This is a genomic window from Pseudomonas sp. 9AZ (assembly GCF_902506525.1).
GTDB lineage: Bacteria > Pseudomonadota > Gammaproteobacteria > Pseudomonadales > Pseudomonadaceae > Aquipseudomonas > Aquipseudomonas peli.
Map to the genome: position 1 here is coordinate 718052 of NZ_LR733840.1, position 15231 is coordinate 733282.

General features: G+C 49.6%; 16 protein-coding genes and 1 pseudogene. 9 read left to right on the forward strand and 8 right to left on the reverse strand.

All coding sequences use genetic code 11. From position 1 onward, the window contains the following. The first annotated feature begins 19 nt into the window (after window positions 1-19). The 4 genes from ALTER154_RS03480 (at window position 20) to ALTER154_RS03495 (ending at window position 3703) form a co-directional block, all read left to right on the forward strand. Window positions 20-373, forward strand: a complete 354-nt coding sequence (locus ALTER154_RS03480; protein WP_160085262.1) for a histone-like nucleoid-structuring protein, MvaT/MvaU family — start codon at window positions 20-22, stop codon at window positions 371-373. A 58-nt stretch (window positions 374-431) separates the two neighbouring features. Continuing rightward, window positions 432-791: a hypothetical protein gene (locus tag ALTER154_RS03485; protein ID WP_160085263.1), complete on the forward strand. Its 360-nt coding sequence runs from the start codon at window positions 432-434 to the stop codon at window positions 789-791. Window positions 792-793: 2 nt separating this feature from the next. After that, window positions 794-1450, forward strand: a complete 657-nt coding sequence (locus ALTER154_RS03490) for a hypothetical protein (RefSeq protein WP_160085264.1) — start codon at window positions 794-796, stop codon at window positions 1448-1450. Window positions 1451-1726: 276 nt separating this feature from the next. Then, on the forward strand, window positions 1727-3703 hold the full coding sequence (locus tag ALTER154_RS03495) for a hypothetical protein (protein ID WP_160085265.1): 1977 nt from the start codon (window positions 1727-1729) through the stop codon (window positions 3701-3703). Between the two features lie 41 nt (window positions 3704-3744). Here ALTER154_RS03495 and ALTER154_RS03500 read toward each other — a convergent pair whose 3' ends face one another. Continuing rightward, window positions 3745-3975 (reverse strand): hypothetical protein, encoded by a 231-nt coding sequence (locus ALTER154_RS03500; RefSeq protein WP_160085266.1) that lies wholly within the window; start codon window positions 3973-3975, stop codon window positions 3745-3747. Between the two features lie 446 nt (window positions 3976-4421). Between ALTER154_RS03500 and ALTER154_RS03505 the strand changes: the two genes are divergently transcribed. After that, window positions 4422-5105: a 2OG-Fe(II) oxygenase gene (locus tag ALTER154_RS03505; protein WP_160085267.1), complete on the forward strand. Its 684-nt coding sequence runs from the start codon at window positions 4422-4424 to the stop codon at window positions 5103-5105. Next, window positions 5106-5981: a 2OG-Fe(II) oxygenase gene (locus tag ALTER154_RS03510; protein WP_160085268.1), complete on the forward strand. Its 876-nt coding sequence runs from the start codon at window positions 5106-5108 to the stop codon at window positions 5979-5981. It begins immediately after the preceding gene. Here the strand turns inward: ALTER154_RS03510 and ALTER154_RS03515 are convergent. The 5 genes and pseudogenes from ALTER154_RS03515 to ALTER154_RS21165 all read right to left on the reverse strand — a co-directional run. Next, on the reverse strand, window positions 5966-6889 hold the full coding sequence (locus ALTER154_RS03515; RefSeq protein WP_160085269.1) for a JmjC domain-containing protein: 924 nt from the start codon (window positions 6887-6889) through the stop codon (window positions 5966-5968). The genes ALTER154_RS03510 and ALTER154_RS03515 overlap by 16 nt on opposite strands. A gap of 10 nt (window positions 6890-6899) precedes the next feature. Beyond that, window positions 6900-7223 carry a hypothetical protein gene (locus ALTER154_RS03520; protein ID WP_160085270.1) on the reverse strand — a complete coding sequence of 108 codons (324 nt, stop codon included), beginning with the start codon at window positions 7221-7223 and terminating at the stop codon, window positions 6900-6902. A 251-nt stretch (window positions 7224-7474) separates the two neighbouring features. Beyond that, window positions 7475-9700, reverse strand: a complete 2226-nt coding sequence (locus ALTER154_RS03525; protein WP_160085271.1) for a hypothetical protein — start codon at window positions 9698-9700, stop codon at window positions 7475-7477. 1 nt (window position 9701) lies between these two features. Then, the gene (locus ALTER154_RS03530) at window positions 9702-10859 is read right to left on the reverse strand and encodes an ATP-binding protein (RefSeq protein WP_160085272.1); all 1158 of its coding nucleotides are present in this window, start codon (window positions 10857-10859) and stop codon (window positions 9702-9704) included. A 184-nt stretch (window positions 10860-11043) separates the two neighbouring features. Further along, window positions 11044-11148 (reverse strand): annotated as a pseudogene (locus ALTER154_RS21165) (hypothetical protein); the annotation flags it as partial. A gap of 134 nt (window positions 11149-11282) precedes the next feature. Here ALTER154_RS21165 and ALTER154_RS03535 point away from each other — a divergent pair. Continuing rightward, on the forward strand, window positions 11283-12191 hold the full coding sequence (locus tag ALTER154_RS03535; RefSeq protein WP_160085273.1) for a restriction endonuclease: 909 nt from the start codon (window positions 11283-11285) through the stop codon (window positions 12189-12191). 33 nt (window positions 12192-12224) lie between these two features. Further along, window positions 12225-12974, forward strand: coding sequence for a hypothetical protein (locus tag ALTER154_RS03540; protein ID WP_160085274.1), 750 nt, complete (start codon window positions 12225-12227; stop codon window positions 12972-12974). 616 nt (window positions 12975-13590) lie between these two features. On the opposite strand, the gene ALTER154_RS21170 is transcribed toward ALTER154_RS03540, so the two are convergent. Together ALTER154_RS21170 and ALTER154_RS03545 are read right to left on the reverse strand one after the other, a co-directional pair. Then, window positions 13591-13989, reverse strand: a complete 399-nt coding sequence (locus ALTER154_RS21170; RefSeq protein WP_372239911.1) for a hypothetical protein — start codon at window positions 13987-13989, stop codon at window positions 13591-13593. A 3-nt stretch (window positions 13990-13992) separates the two neighbouring features. After that, a complete protein-coding gene (locus ALTER154_RS03545; RefSeq protein WP_160085275.1) occupies window positions 13993-14439 on the reverse strand; it encodes a hypothetical protein in 447 nt (148 codons plus the stop codon). 279 nt (window positions 14440-14718) lie between these two features. Between ALTER154_RS03545 and ALTER154_RS03550 the strand changes: the two genes are divergently transcribed. Beyond that, on the forward strand, window positions 14719-15183 hold the full coding sequence (locus tag ALTER154_RS03550; RefSeq protein WP_160085276.1) for a helix-turn-helix domain-containing protein: 465 nt from the start codon (window positions 14719-14721) through the stop codon (window positions 15181-15183). The last annotated feature ends 48 nt before the right edge of the window (window positions 15184-15231 follow it).

Genomic DNA, 15231 nt, shown 5'->3' on the forward strand with positions numbered 1-15231 from the left:
TCTAAAAGTAGGACTGACGATGTCTATTATTGCTGAATACAAAGCCCTCGAAGCCCAAATCGCCGAGCAGCAAAAGCGCCTCGAAGCCCTCAAAGGCGACGAAAAGCTCAAGCGCGAAATCGAGTTTGAAAGCAAACTGCGTGGCCTGCTGGCCGAGTACAACTACTCGCTGAAGAACGTCATTGCTCTGCTCGATCCGCAAGCAAGCAAAGGTGCTGCTGCTCCTAAAGGCGCTCGCAAGGAGCGCGCCTTGAAGACCTACAAGAACCCGAACAACGGTGAAGTGGTCGAGACCAAAGGCGGCAACCATAAGATTCTCAAAGCTTGGAAAGAACAGTACGGCGCCGAAACAGTTGATGGTTGGCTGCAATAAGCGCGTATAGAAGTACGGAAGGGCCGCATTTGCGGCCCTTGTCGTTTTTGGTAGCTGTATGACACGCGATCAGGCAAGGTCGCTCTGGGCAATTGCGCTGGTCGAGTACAGTGCCCAAGTGCTGGAGCAGAACGTCTCGGGCGTTCTAGAGAAGCTGCTGACGGGCAAGCTCGCCGAAGAGCTTCCCCGGCATGTGAATGCGTATGGGTTGGCGCAACTGATAGGGCTTTTGTTGGCAAATGTAGAGGCCGGGGAACGGCCATTGCTCGGAGCACTTCGCACCATGAATCGTGAGCACTTCCAGGTGCTGCGACACCTCCATGGCAGGCTGACAATTACCCTCCTGTCTGACCTTCCTGCTGCACATATTCCAGCGGGATTGCGCCGACTAAGAGCCGTTGCGGATTTTGGGATGTAGCTATGGATCTCAATCAACTTCTTGGTCGGTCGGCAGAGCTTGAAGCTCGCATCGCAGAATTTCTGGGCCTTCCACTTTTCGACGGATCTTCGCGCCTGCAAGCAGTTCGCTCGGTAGCAAGCCTCTGCTTCGAACACGCTCAGAGCTTGAAGTACCTGACAGCTGCTGGCCTCTGCACATCAGCAGCGGCACTCTTGCGCGTGCAGTACGAGTCCCTGGTACGAGCGATTTGGATGCACCACTGTGCTTCTGACCAGGAAGTGGAACTCATGCTTGCAGAGCTGACACGCGAGACTGCTAAGCAAGCGAGCAAGATCCCAATGCTCAGCCGGATGCTCGATGAGATCGAAGCGAAGGCAGCCCACGTACCTGTCGCCGGCCTGCGCGAGTTCAAGCACTACTCCTGGAAGCCCTTGAGCTCATACGTGCATGGCGGCATCCATGCGGTGCATCGCCATGGCCGGGGCTTCCCGATGGAGCTTGCCCTTATGCAGATACGGCACTCGAACGGCCTGCTGGGGCTTGCGGGCAATCTGCTGCTGATCATCGCGGGCGTACCTGCGGAGGCTGGCGTCATGACGGGTATTTATAAGGAGTTCGCTGACTGCCTGCCACCTGCCGAACCTCCCTACCCCAAAAAGACCGAGCCTGCGCACTAGCAAGGTACTCAGTTGGATCTCACGGAGGACAGGTATCGACCACGTAGCTGCCATTTGTTAGGGGATGTTTTCATCAAAAAGTGAAGTGCTCTGAAACCACACCTAAACAATCAGATGTCGAAACAGGTTTTTGTCATTCGTGGGGGGTGGCAATCTCCCGTTCCGTACGAAACAATTGAAGGCTTAGAACAATACTGGGGCTGCTGTAAATCCCACCATTGAGATTATGAGCCGGACTGAAATCGTAAAAAATAAACCTACAGAAATAAGGTCGCCATGGAAAGCCCACTAATTAATCTTGCACTGCTTGAAACCCTAAAGACTGAAAGATTTAATGATGAAATTGACCTTTTTCTACCCTTCATAGCAGTAACAATACGCGAACTTCAGAAGCCTGTGGTTCAAGTTGCAGAGATACAAGAAAAGCTGGCTGAGCTTTTTGGTTTTCGACCGCCAATTTCTGCCATAAAAGTATTGATGAACCGCGCAAAAAATAAGGGATTGTTGATTAGAGAGAACCATGCATTCATCCCGTGCTCAGCAAAAATTGATGAGTGGTCAAATGGCTACGAGCGAAAAAAAGAAGACTTACAGGTATCCCTTGACAGCTTAAAGGGGGCTCTTTCTGATTTTTCTTCTGAGAACTTCCAAAAAGAACTAACCCTCCGAGATGCTGAAAATTTAATTTTCCAGTTTATACAGGACAATGTTTCATCAGCGATTAGTCGGCGAGCTTACAGCAAGGCGGAGCTGAGCAATGATATTAAGAATACAAATCATGTGATAGCTGCTTTTATTAGTCACATTCACAGAAAAGAAGCTCATTTGATGGAGCATTTTGGCAGATGCGTCAAAGGCATGCTTCTAGCGAACTATTTATACTTTGCCGACAAGAGCACAAGCAAAAAGACTTTTGAGAAGATTACTGTATATCTAGATTCTCCTCTAGTGATCGGACTTCTAGGGTTTAATGGATCATTTAATCAGCAGGCAAATGAGGAGTTCATTGAGCTGTTGAGAAATTTGAAGATAAAAGTCTGTATATATGACAGAACATTGGATGAGATAGAAAGCCTTTTGTCTGCGTGGAAAAATGATATCGCAAGAAAGGTGTTCACGCGTTTTAACACCAAGACACTGGAGCTTCTTAGATCTCAGGGCTATGACGAAGCCCGACTTGACACCGAAATCAAAAAACTTCAGAGAACCATAGAGAGCAAAGGAATAGAGGTGGTTATTGGATTCTCTGCAAAGCAAAGATTCCAATGTGATGAAGTGAGCTTAGAGCGAGCCATTGCAGAAAACTTCAAAAAAGACAAAGACCTCACGCACGATACCGTCTGTATCTCACGCACCCATAACATGCGTGAAGGTAAGCACATCCAAGGTCTTAATGAGCAGTTTTCCGTTTTTGTTACAGGCAACACAGGTCTTGCCAAATTTGCAAATGGATTTTTTAGCAAAAACAATTATCGCAGTGCCATTCCTGTTGTGGTAACAGAGCAGTGGATGACAATAATGTTTTGGTTAAAAAATCCTGACATCACTAATAAGCTACCCACAGACCAGGTCGTTGCAACTGCCTACAGTCTGCTATATACAGACGATAAGTTTTGGGATGCTTTCTTGGAGCGTTTAGAGCGCATTAAGCGAAGAGGAGCTATCTCGGAGGAGGACTTTGTACTAGTTCGCTGGGATGCAGACCTTCTCAGAGCAGTCCATGATGTCTCTGTCGATGTTGGTGATGATTTTTCAGATGATGATGTTTTTGATATTGTTGAAGGTGTAAAACGCAAGTATCTACTTGACTCCGAAAAAGCAATGGCGGAGCTTGAGCGTGCAAACGCCGAAGAAATTCAAAGAGTGCGTAACGAGGCGCAAGCAGAGGTAATAGCTGAAAGAAATGCCAGAGCCGTCGAGCAAGGCGAAAAGGAAAGACTGCTCAAAAAGAATCTTTCACTAGAGAGGAAAATCAGGAAATTTTCTAGAGTCGTAGCTCGCTGCATCTCTATACCTGTTTGTTTTGCCTTAATTGTCTCTCTCATTCTAGCCGCCATGCAGGCGTTGCCCGATAATGTTTTCCCATCGGCGCTGCCGTCGCTAAAACTGTCGCCGACCCTCACCATGGGGATATTGGTAATAAATATAATTTGGGGGATATCGAGCTGGGTGTTTGGGCTTAGCGTAAAGTCGGTTAATAGCGTAATTGAGAATTGGCTTTCTGAGAAAATACTAAATTTTTTCACAAACTGAAAAGCACTAAATCTAAACGTCGCTGGCTGGCTTAAATATGCTTAATGGCTGATTTTGATCGTAACTCGACCTTCGAGAGCGACAATCTCCAGCAATATTAAAGCTTTCTCTAGTAACAGCTTCTGGCCGAGAGGCGCCTGTCGCGACAGGCAGGAACCGGCCAGTAGCTGCCTGTCACCAGCGCCTGCTTCCGGCCAATAGCTCCCTGTCACCTGTAAGACGCCTGAGCCCCAAGAAATAAATTTTTGCTCAATCATTTGCAATAGACGCATTGGCTACGCTCAATACTGGGGGCCTATTTTTTAGAAGCGAGTTTATGGCCTTCGCGCTACCGCAGCCCTTGATTAAAACTTGGTGAACGCCGGATAAGGGCGTACCCATAACACCAACATTGAACTCCGCAAGGGCAACGCTTCGACAACGACAGGGGGCAGCAACGCAAATTACTATGGTTTGAACGGCAGGCTTAAATGGATTTTACGGACAGCCAGATTGGCATATGCAGTTATTTTGTAAGGCGTAGCGTGTACCATAACAGGGCTTAACTAGATGAAGATAATTTATCACGGAACACATATATCTGTTTAATAGCTTTCAGCTTTTCGATCCGGATTTTACATTTATCGGCAAGCATCTATACTTTTGCTCATCAATAAAAACCCATAGGATTCTAGGATTATATGGATGTGCGGTAGAAATTTATGCGGGATAGATATACATGGGTACAGAGATAAGAATACTTGATTTTTACTATGATGCTGAGTTAATGGAAGCTCTTCATGAGGTTTTTCAGTTTATTTGGTTTCCGCCTTCTACTTTTTTTATCTCCAATAATTTAATTGCAGCCGGCAAGGTTTCCGAGGCTCTTGAGGCTTATGTCCCCAAGCAGCTGAGCACGTTTCTTGCTCGCCACTTAGACAGTCTAACAGCAAGTCTTCAGATAAATCTTGATGCAGACGGTGGGTGGGAACTTTGGTCGCGTGTATCAGGGGTTAATTCACCCTCCTTTGGGTATCTTCATATAGATAACGACGAACTCCTAAGGTCTAAGGATGGCACTATTTTTACACCTGTACATGGAACTGTCTTGTATGTAGGGCCTAACCAAGGAATCGAAGGAGGGGAAACAGCTTTCTGGGTCAGTGAAAAACCATGTCCTCAAGACCATATATTTACCAATCTTCCCAAAGATGAATTTTTGCCTCCTGAATTCAAACTTGTGTCTCCTCGTGCGGGCCGTCTAGTAGTATTCCGTGGAAGCATACCGCACGCTGTAATTTGGGCCAATACAACACCTGCAAATCCCCGAGTCACGCTATTGGCAAATTACTGGAATGCGCGGATATCATCTGTTCCCCATGGGGTATGTTCAATGAGTCCTGGCGAGTATAAAGGAGATTGAATGAAAATCGTGACTAACCCTCGCGCCATTATCTGGCCGGGCCAGCGCCTGCAGTTCGCAATTGCTGAGTCTGAGAAAAAAGTTACAGGAGTCATGGGGTTCTCCAGTGAAATATTAAGCTTTCTCCGCAACAGTATGGTTCCTACCTCTATCGGAGAACTATGTGAAACGCTTGATCAAGTGAGCGCGCCCTCAAGGCTGGATGACCTTATTGATGCTTGCTTGCTAATACCTTCCTCTAGAAATGAACTCCTAAAATATTGGAAAGGATTTCGAATTTCGGACTGTATCTCAACCTTTAAACCTTACGGAAATTTGGAGCCAGTAGTCACTGAGAAAAGCGTCTCAAATCTTCCACTGTATGTTGTAGACAACTTGTTTGATTCCGAATGTATAGAGTCGCTAGCGGCTTGGTTTTCTACACAGGCTTTCTCCTTATCAGATGTTGACTGTGAACAAACGGCATTCTCTAAACATTGGGTAAGAACCTTAGAAAGTGAATCAGCTATTCTAAAATCTGTTCCGACGATTAGCTGGATAGATGCTACGTGCTGTTCGCTATTACCGTCAGTAAAATTGAAACTTGTGGAGGCGAAGGCTTATATGACACCTTATGGCGATACTCCAACATATCACCGTGACTCAGAGATTGGCCCGACTATCACAGCACTTCTATTTTCCCATCGAAAATGGGAGCCAGACTGGGGGGGCGAACTGATTATTTGCAATGAGAGTGGAGAGCCGCACACGGCTATCTTTCCAAAGCCAGGAAGATTGGTTGTTTTCAGAGGAGATCTTCCGCATAAGGCAGGAAGCCCGAGCAGGCTGGCATTCGATACACGTCAAACCCTCGTTCTTCGTTATGAATTACAATAACGCTGAGCCAAGTTAAGTACATGCCTTTCTATAGATGTATGAACATTATCTAGGAGGCCTTCTCGCAAGCATTCAGGCATAGTATTCACAGATTTACTTTGCCATAAGTGAATGGCTTCGTTTGCCGAAAAGCACTCCTCAAAAAGTATCGTGGACTTTCTTAGTATCTCTGAGTTTATTATTTTTGCAGCGTCTTTAAAGATAGAATTTGGAAGGAAAGATGCTGGGCCGATTCCTTTCCACGCAACGGAAAGGGACACTGAGGTGTTTATTGTGACGCCTTCATGAGGGAAATAAGGTGGGATATACAAAACATCACCAGGAAAAAGCTGTACGTCTAACAAAATATCGCGTTCAAGGTGGGGGCGCGATATTCTGGGATTAGGGCCTTCGATTGGTGCGAGTAATTGATACCGATATTCTATTGGAGTGAAGCTTTCTTTCCAAACACGCCACCGTCGAGATCCATATAGTTGAACGATAATTCCGTCCTCATGGCCTGCGTGATATCCTATCCCTGACTCCGGTGTAGACAACGTAGAAATTACGTCATCAAGTCTCCACCAAAAGGGGATTCCGAATGACTGTCGGAGATTAAAAATTACTGGATCTACGAGTTCTACATCATTCATGTGGAAGGTGAAAGCTGATTTTGCATCTCTAAAAAGTTTGTAATACCTACGCGCACTTTTGGGATTCAGCAATCCGGATCTTGAATCGCCATTAGATTTGTTTTCGAAAACTCTCATCGCACCGGAAGTCTTGTCAGCCCAGCTCAGAAAATTTTCCTCACTAAACCGACTAATGATTTTGGAGTTAATCACGTTTTTGGCAACGACTGGCGATTTTCGCCAGTGGTGTTTTAACAGATCACTCCCAAAGCCCTCGGTATCTCCAAAATTGCGCATAGGAAACCTATCACTTGGATGTCTTTTGGTTCTTGGTTTTTTTTGGGGCTAATCTTGTTTCTAGCTTTTTAAGCGCGGAACTTAAATCCGAGTCTTGTTCGCGGGCTGAGACCATTCGCGCGACATCCTTGGCAAACTGCTTAGGATCGTCTCGCCATGTTTTTGATAGTGTAATAATGTCAAATACTTCGGCTAGTGGCTTGTTATTTTCTCTAAGCTTCAATAAGTCAACCGTACCATCTTCAGCAATGCTGGACTTCAGTTGTGCCTCAATTTGTTTACGCAATTCTGCTATTTTTTCTACATTGAGCTTTTGAGTATTTTCCGTTGCCATTTGTAGTGCTCCTGCTTTCTATTTGCGTGATATTGCTCCGCTATTCTCTATAGCCGAAGAGTTCGGATACAGCAAATGACAATTTTTTGGTGGGGGGGGGGAGGAAATTTAGCTAGGGAGTTTTATAGCCGTCACCGGCGGCTTTTGGCCGACTCCAGCCTGATGCGACAGGCTAAAAGAGGCATGAAGCAGGCGTCAGGTGCCGCTAAGACCGTATTCATTGCTGCACAGCAGGGTGGCAACGGAGCGCGTCAGATTGGGGAAGCTTCATCGCCCAGTAAAAGCTCTACATCGCCTACCTTGCCCTGAAGGACTTGCGCGATATTGGCTCTAAGCTTTTTGTCGATTTCCTTGTGCAAACGAATCTTACCTATCGCCAAAGCTGCGATGAACTCCATGGCGGCCTCACCCCGCTCATAGCCATAGCCTTGAGCAACCCGAAGGATGATGTCAGCCATGGATGCGCTGTAGGATTCGTGGGCACTGTAATCGAGCTCCGTGGGCAAGGCTGCCCGGAGAAATGCGCCCTGAATGATGCCGTCGTCGTATCGAGAAAAAACCTCTGGCGATAGCAGCACTTGCTGCAATTCACCTGACTCCAGGCGCTTCGCATCTTTGATCTTTGCATTCTCACGGGCGTTCTGGAGAACCCACAAGATGGTTAGGAAGATGTCTGTGCATGCTGCCACGGTGACATCCTTGGTGCCACTCACAAAGGCAAAACCTTTGGTCAATCTCATCGGGCCGCGGTGATCGCTGCTCTGCCAGAAGGCATGGTCAGCAAGGCCTGCTACGCCGGCCTGGTCGAACGCATTCAGGCGATCTTTCGCCTCATCTGAAGCACCATCTCCGTTGAATGCGAGCAGTTGGCTCAACAGCTTGTACTCTTGCTTCCAGTGGTTGTTGCAGGACAGGCTGGCAGCTGGAATTTCTAGGTATGGCTTAAACACATACTTTCGGCTGCCCTTGGGCGGCTGGATGAGGTTGGCGGCTAGTTCTCTCATCAGTTCGTACGAGCGCCCCAGAAGCGCGCCTATGAGGTAAACGCGCGTTCCTGAATTCTGGGCCGACCTGAGTCGGCGGCTGATACTGAGTAACAGGGTACCCCGTTCGGCTGCTGCGGCGACGACTATCACTGACCCATCAAATTTTTTGTCCGGGTTGAAATCCTTAGCGTTAACGACATTGCACGTCAGCCCCCTCGCCACTAAGAAATCCAGCGCGTCCTGGGCCATCTTCTCGCTCGCCGTATCATCGTCGTGGATGATGAAAGAGGTAGAGGCCGGCGACTCCTCCATCAATGCCTGGGTGAACCAGTCGTTGAACTCCTTGGTGGCTACCAGCTTGTCCTTGTCGACGTTTACAGTCCGCTGCCTTTCTCGGTTTGGTATCTGGCTAAAGCACGTGAACAGGCCCTGCCCCATGTATGAATAGAACTTGGACTGAAGCCCTTCGGGCAGATGATCCATGCTGATATTGAGCAACCGCGTCTCGGTATGCTCCGCTACAAATCGCTCACCGTGAATGCGGATTAGCTTCCTGCCATCTGTCGATTCGGTCTCGGCTATAGATTCGAAATCGTCTGGTTTCTCGATGGTATGAAGCACTCTGCACGAGTCGGACTCTGGTAGGAACGAGAGGAAAGTCGTGACCAAGCTTGGCGAGGCCGCATTAACCCTTACCCACTCCCTCGCCAACCCGCAGTTGGTCGACGCAGAGATCAAGCACAAGGAGGAGGCCCCATTCGGCAATGGGCCATCCCGCAAGCCATCGTGAGAATGAAAGGATTTGATGGTTTGAATCGTTGGCTTGCCGAATTTTGCCTGGAACAGTTGGATCGAGAGAGCGATTGGAAGAAACGCCATCGTATCGAGATAGACCGTATCAAGCTCTCGCACACCATTCTCGGAGGCGTCCTTGATCACCTTCAGGCATGCAAAAGCGAGAAAGTGCGAGTGCTGCGTTTCGCTCAGCAGATTCTCGGCTCTGATGAAGTAGTTGGACGCTCGCGACGATGGCTTAGAAAAGAAGAAGCCAGCAGGCGCCTTGGTAAGCACCGAGGTGCACTTAACCAGCTTCTTCATTCCGGCTTGAACGATCTGATCCGCTGCGCCAGTAATCAGCCGATTGATCTCCTTTGCCACACCAGCGACGTTAGCGTACTTGGTGATATCCCCATGCTCGTTGAAGAAGGTGAAACCATAGGAGAGAGTCGCACCTGGAGCACGCCTTTCGAGAGCGATTGCAAGCGGCGTCGTTTTATCCGCGCATTGGTCTTTAATCCATTGCCGGTAACACTCAGGCACAAGGAACGTGACGTGGTCTGGGAGGATATAGTCGTTCAGCCGCCTCTGAAGCGCTTCAGTGATATGGGCTGCCGTGATCCGCTCAGGCCCAATGAAAAACACCACAACATGCGCAGGCTCCCCTCCTGTAGAGGGGGTGAGACATACCTCGAAATCGAAGAGATCTGTCATCTCAGCTCACCGGAATGCAGATCGTAAATACGGTGCCTTCGGCTGCCGTCAGTTCGCGCTCACCACTCCAGCTCCTGGGGTTGTACGCGACAACCTGATCGAACCCCTGAAACGTCTGGTACAGACAGAGTCGACCTGTACGAAGGCGAACATAAGCCTTGAGCTTGTTGAGCGCTTGCACTGCGTTGTGCAGGCCCATGCCGGAGGTTGCAGATTCTTTTGTCGTGACGTGCTTTTTGAAGCACTCCAGAGTCGCCTCCAGCTCCTCGGCCAGCGGAAGCTCACTCAAATCCTCGACTGGAACGCCTTTTTTAGCAGAGAGCCATCTCCGTGCAAGACCAGGCCCTGCGTCGATCACAGAAATCTCCAGGAAGTCCAGGTACTCGGCGCCCTTGAGCATATTCTTCAATACGAACAGTGCGAACTGTGATTCCTTGTCTGAATGAAGATGGATGTCATGTTTTTTAATCCGACTGGCCTTCACAGAAATGCCGCGCAAACCTTTCTTGTACTTCACGCCATGCACATCGGTAACGGCGTGTTGATCAGCATTGGCAATCAACTCGGCAACCACACTTCCAAGCGCTGGCAGCCCACCCCGGATCAATGAGTTCTTACCCTGCTTCGTATGCATCAAAGCGGACGATTTCTCAATGAGGTTGGCGAACGATGAGTGAGAGTGGATCTGCGGAGCACTTTCCCCGTAGTAGAAAGGCTTGATGAACTCCATCTGGGCGAAGTTGATGCTGAATAGATTGATGGAGGTAGGTCGTGCGCCACGCTCATTCGAGGTATTGCGTAGGTCGCCTTCGTACATCGCTTCGATGAAGGGCCTGATCATGGTGAGCGCGGCCCGCTTCTCAACGGATTCATGCTTCTCGGCCATAATCTTCTGAGCCATGATCAAGGCCGCCAGGCCTGCTGCGGATCTACCTAACTGCGAGATCTGATCCAGGGCTTCTTCGATTCCTGCATAGAGGTGCAGAACGCTTTGCTCATGAGCACGAGCCCAGGTGATTACCAGCTGGGCAAGCGCAGCATCTATGCCCAATAAGCCACCATGACTCATGCTTTTTGGAAGCCGGAGGACAGCATCACCCTGGGCTATGGGATAGAGATCTTCGAGCTCATAGGTCGTTAGGCTTTTAGCGATCTTCATCAATACCTCTGACAATCCATTGTTCCGAGTACTGGCCGAGCATCTGGGAACATCTTCCCCATCTTATAGCCAGGTTTAAGCGGCGCGATAGGCACCTGAGCAACAGCGCGTTGCCACACCCATCACTCCTGCCTCAAATACAGGCGGGCAGATACCGCTCGCGGGCACAATTGCCCCGCTTGGATCAATGAAAGTTCCTGCTCCGCACGTCAAGCCCATCAAGCAGATCACTCCGGTCTTTCAGATGCCCCGCGATCAGATGCCTCACGCCGGATTGATCCTCAAGCTTGTACACAATGGGTTTGGTAGCGGTCGGCCAGGAATGGGCATCAAAACCCACCTGTCCAGATCTAGATGTAGTGGCCAAAAAATGTAGCAAAAGGCACCATCTGGTGAATCACAGTAGCCAGCAGCGCCCGCCTTATGACCTTTCCAAATGACATCAAACTCGCCATGCGTGAGTGTATTCTCAAGCTGCTTTGGCCCAAGGACGACATAGTCGGCTTCTTCGAGACAAACAGTTGTACAAAGAGCGATATCAAGGCCATTGGCGATCACAAGGCCATGCATCGATACGCAATCGTTGATGCAATGTTCAAACATCTAAGCGCTAAACCCGATGGGGGGCTCGGCCAGTTTAGGGCGATGCTACAGGCGCTCATCACCTGGAAGCATTTCGACTCTTACTACTTCGACTCGCTCAAGAAACTGAGTCGTACCGAGGCAGAGTGTGCAATCACACATCTAAGGCAGTTGCAGGAAATTCGCGACCATAAGATTCAGCAGCAGCGAAAAGAACGAGAGCGTAAGGAGTCTGCTGCTCGCGCCCCAAGCACAACACTACCTGAGCTCAAGACCAAGTTTATTGCTCTTCTTCAGGGACAGGAAGTCGGAGCAAAACGAGGCTATGCGTTAGAAAAGATTCTACAGTCGCTCGCCCAGCTGGCCTCACTTGAGGTGACTGAACCTTTCAGGGTGAATGGTGAGCAAATCGACGGTGCAGTCAAGTACGACGGAGAGCACTATATCATCGAAGCAAAGTGGCAGGACAAAGCAGCCGCCAATGAAGCCGTATATCAGTTTGCCGGTAAGATTGAAGGGAAAATGTATGGACGCGGGCTTTTCTTCTCGATTCATGGATTCAGCGAGCAAGTAATGGGCTCGCTTGTAGCGGGTAAGGCTATCAAGACCGTTTTCGTAGATGGCGGCGATCTTATTGTTGTGCTTGAGGGACTACTTGGTTTCACCGAGATGCTGGATCGCAAGATTAAAGCCGCACAAACGAAAGGCCTGATTTACGTCGATGCCATAACCGGAAAAACCAAGCAGTAAATATGGGGCAAAACGCCAAAAATGGAAGCTGGTATGTGTCAACAAAGTGATTGGGAAGTGATGCTGAACGGCGATCCCCGAGATCTACGCCAGCTCAGCGAAGCGGGCATTAGCACGGATTATTTTCGGATCTGGGGCGGGATTGATCACTGGCATGACTGTCTTAACGATCACTTCAGCTTCAACTCACTTTACTTCGAGAATGAACAAGACTCGGAGATCGTGTGGCAGGTGTCATACGAACTGGTAAGTTTGTTCAATGGTGCCTCCGATTTTTTCTGGCAAGACTATCGGAAACTCTCCATTCATGGCATTAATTTTCGAGAGAAGCCCGTTGAATTCTCGGAGAAAATCGCGGTTTCAGGCCTACTGCAACGTCCTGCAATCTCTCCCCGCAAAAGAAATGAGGAGCTGATAAATGCTCTAAAAGCATCGCCACGTCTCGGCCTTCTTGTGCTAGCTACTGAGCATCATGATGTATACATGATTTTGAAGTATCTAGATCTCGATAGAAGTTGGGCTAATTACTACAAATTAATGGAGACCGTTGACTCGCACGCTGCTTTAAAGAAGCTTCAACTTACCGATGTGCCAGCAGATAGGAAAGCGTTTACCAATACTGCCAATAATTTTTCTCTTGCAGGCTTTGATTCGCGCCACGGCTTCAAGCAGATTGTAAAGGCAAATAAGACGCCCGCAATGAAGCTTGAAGAAGCTCACGCGTACATTACTGGGCTATGCAAGCGCTACCTCCAGGCGGCATATCCGGAATACTTCGGCTGATCTCTAGACTCGACTAGGTGCAGCAACTGGCCATTGGTGAGCGGTCTAGTCCTTGTTGCAGGTCACCACGACAGCTAAGTGTCGAAATCCGCTCTTATCAAATGACTGCTTCTGGCCGATTGGGATTAGCAGCTATCCTCGCCACTGGCCGGCAGCATTGAAAGCGTCGCATGCAGTATCAAGGCGGGCGAGCTGCGCCTTGTGCTGTTCTGCCACGCGCGGATGACATCTCTGTTCGAGCCGAGAAGTCAGCTGCATCACTTAGTCGCGGATAGACTGGCGCATCATGGCCTCGGCTGATCTTGGGACTCTGTAACTAGGCCAAACTCGTCATCGGCACCGGGCTCGTTGTAGAAGAGATTCATGATCCGGCGCTCCTGCCGCAAGAAGCTCAAGACACCCAGGAAGCAGCCTTGGCAGAGGTGAACCAGGTAATGGTCACTCTGCCCCTCGTGGCCGCCTGGCAGGCTGCCCTTAAGCGTGCCGCAAAGCCTTGCATGGCAGGGATCTCCGCAGAGGGTGCAGCGCATTCCGTGAGCTTCTTGGTGTGGTTCATCCATCGTGTCCACACTGCTTTCTACGTTAGTGCTTGATGGCTTCGAGCTGCCGATTGTGGTCAAAAAACTCGCCCAACCGTTTCTAGGGTTGCACGCTTGCGCACGCCGTCACCGAGCAAGATGTAGACCCTATTAACGGTCTGGAACATAAAGCCGTCGTGGAAAGCATGCAGGTAAGAAGTACGCACGAAGTCGCCTACGTCCCACCTTCGCGAGCTGTCGTAAATCACGGTGTGTGCGTAAGCGAGTACGGGCTGACGCTGAGTCCTCACTAGCTCAGCGTGCTGTGCAGGCGTCACATATAGGTCAATCCAAATCCAATCCCGGACGAGGCAGTATTCCGAGTACGGAAAGCGCTCCCGGACGATCCTGATGGCTTCCTCCTGATCAACCAATGCTCCAGGCATGGGAATCCCGGTGCTAAAGAGCAGGTCGGTTATCTCCTGTAACTCGGCCATCGCTCATCCCCCGTAATAGCGTCGAGCAGGCGACGTAGCTGTGTAGAGCACGACCTCTGACCCCATTTTCACTTGGCTGGCCATCAATTTCGCCGGGCCTCCGAACTGGTGGCAGCCAAATTTTGTGAGGACGAGGTGTATAAGCTCCCCGCGCTTGGTTCGTTCCTCTTTGAACTTGAGGACATCAGCTACTCCTATTCCAGAGTTGTCGGGAAAGTTGCAACTGAAAACCGCCTGAAAACTTCGGACGTATAGCCCGTCACCGGGGGTACTCAGTGTCCGTTTGATAATCTCAGGGTCGTTGCTTGCGATTGTTTTGACGACATTGTCGGTGCCTGTGCGCGCAAGCGTAATGTTCATGAAGAGATCACGGCCTTGCTTGTTTAGGCACCACAGGCCTGGGCTTTCAGATTTGAACTCAAAGTCTGTGTGTCCTGCTTGAGCAGCCATCATTTTCTCCGCTTCGAATATCTGTTCGGTTGCTAAGTCGCCCAGCAGGCGAGTCGTAATCCTTGGTGCTAGGAGCAGAAGTTGGGTATTGCATTTTCGGACTCGTTTGGCTTGGCCTTGGCGTTCCGCTGGCGTCCATCACGCATGCTTACCTTGCGTCAAAAATACCAATCAGCATGTATTGACAGGCTCTGCTGCTATGATAATACGCCACATAGTTAGCTTAATAGCTAACTATGTGGCGAGTCAAAACTGCTCTGATGCTGGGTTTTGAGCGCAATGAAAATGGGGTTTGAAAAGGTACTGGGACAAGTGCTTCGGGATGTGAGGCTTCAGGCGGGGCTATCACGCACTGAATGTGCAGAACGAATCCACAAAGCAAACCTAAGTAGAATTGAGAACGGCCAGACCCTCCCTCGTCTCGATACTCTTGCTGCACTCTGTGAACTGCTGGGGGTAGCTCTCTCAGATCTGCTTCTGATCGTTGAAGCACGCCAATCTGGTCGAAGCATTGAAGAGCAGATCGCAGTGAGCAGTGGGAGGCTGGAAGAGATGCTGCGCGTTGGCCGGTTTGAGCCAGTTGCGGCGGATGACGCGATTCGAGGGGTTCGAGGGCAGAAGGCAGATGCCACGCGCTTTGCTGTCATTACCTTGCAGGCCGAGGGGCTGAGCAAAGAAGAGATCGCCCGGAAGTTGGGCGCGGGGCTTCGGACGGTGCAGAGATATTGGGTTAAAGACGAATAACTCAGCCCCCCCTGCCGCTGTCTCGATCTAGTGCGGCTATCCCATGCG

Excerpts from the sequence above, each read along its gene's own strand:
- ALTER154_RS03480 (WP_160085262.1), top strand. The coding sequence starts at position 20 with ATGTCTATTATTGCTGAATACAAAGCCCTCGAAGCCCAAATCGCCGAG.
- ALTER154_RS03485 (WP_160085263.1), top strand. The coding sequence starts at position 432 with ATGACACGCGATCAGGCAAGGTCGCTCTGGGCAATTGCGCTGGTCGAG.
- ALTER154_RS03490 (WP_160085264.1), top strand. The coding sequence starts at position 794 with ATGGATCTCAATCAACTTCTTGGTCGGTCGGCAGAGCTTGAAGCTCGC.
- ALTER154_RS03495 (WP_160085265.1), top strand. The coding sequence starts at position 1,727 with ATGGAAAGCCCACTAATTAATCTTGCACTGCTTGAAACCCTAAAGACT.
- ALTER154_RS03500 (WP_160085266.1), bottom strand. The coding sequence starts at position 3,975 with ATGCGTCTATTGCAAATGATTGAGCAAAAATTTATTTCTTGGGGCTCA.
- ALTER154_RS03505 (WP_160085267.1), top strand. The coding sequence starts at position 4,422 with ATGGGTACAGAGATAAGAATACTTGATTTTTACTATGATGCTGAGTTA.
- ALTER154_RS03510 (WP_160085268.1), top strand. The coding sequence starts at position 5,106 with ATGAAAATCGTGACTAACCCTCGCGCCATTATCTGGCCGGGCCAGCGC.
- ALTER154_RS03515 (WP_160085269.1), bottom strand. The coding sequence starts at position 6,889 with ATGCGCAATTTTGGAGATACCGAGGGCTTTGGGAGTGATCTGTTAAAA.
- ALTER154_RS03520 (WP_160085270.1), bottom strand. The coding sequence starts at position 7,223 with ATGGCAACGGAAAATACTCAAAAGCTCAATGTAGAAAAAATAGCAGAA.
- ALTER154_RS03525 (WP_160085271.1), bottom strand. The coding sequence starts at position 9,700 with ATGACAGATCTCTTCGATTTCGAGGTATGTCTCACCCCCTCTACAGGA.
- ALTER154_RS03530 (WP_160085272.1), bottom strand. The coding sequence starts at position 10,859 with ATGAAGATCGCTAAAAGCCTAACGACCTATGAGCTCGAAGATCTCTAT.
- ALTER154_RS03535 (WP_160085273.1), top strand. The coding sequence starts at position 11,283 with ATGACCTTTCCAAATGACATCAAACTCGCCATGCGTGAGTGTATTCTC.
- ALTER154_RS03540 (WP_160085274.1), top strand. The coding sequence starts at position 12,225 with ATGTGTCAACAAAGTGATTGGGAAGTGATGCTGAACGGCGATCCCCGA.
- ALTER154_RS21170 (WP_372239911.1), bottom strand. The coding sequence starts at position 13,989 with ATGGCCGAGTTACAGGAGATAACCGACCTGCTCTTTAGCACCGGGATT.
- ALTER154_RS03545 (WP_160085275.1), bottom strand. The coding sequence starts at position 14,439 with ATGGCTGCTCAAGCAGGACACACAGACTTTGAGTTCAAATCTGAAAGC.
- ALTER154_RS03550 (WP_160085276.1), top strand. The coding sequence starts at position 14,719 with ATGAAAATGGGGTTTGAAAAGGTACTGGGACAAGTGCTTCGGGATGTG.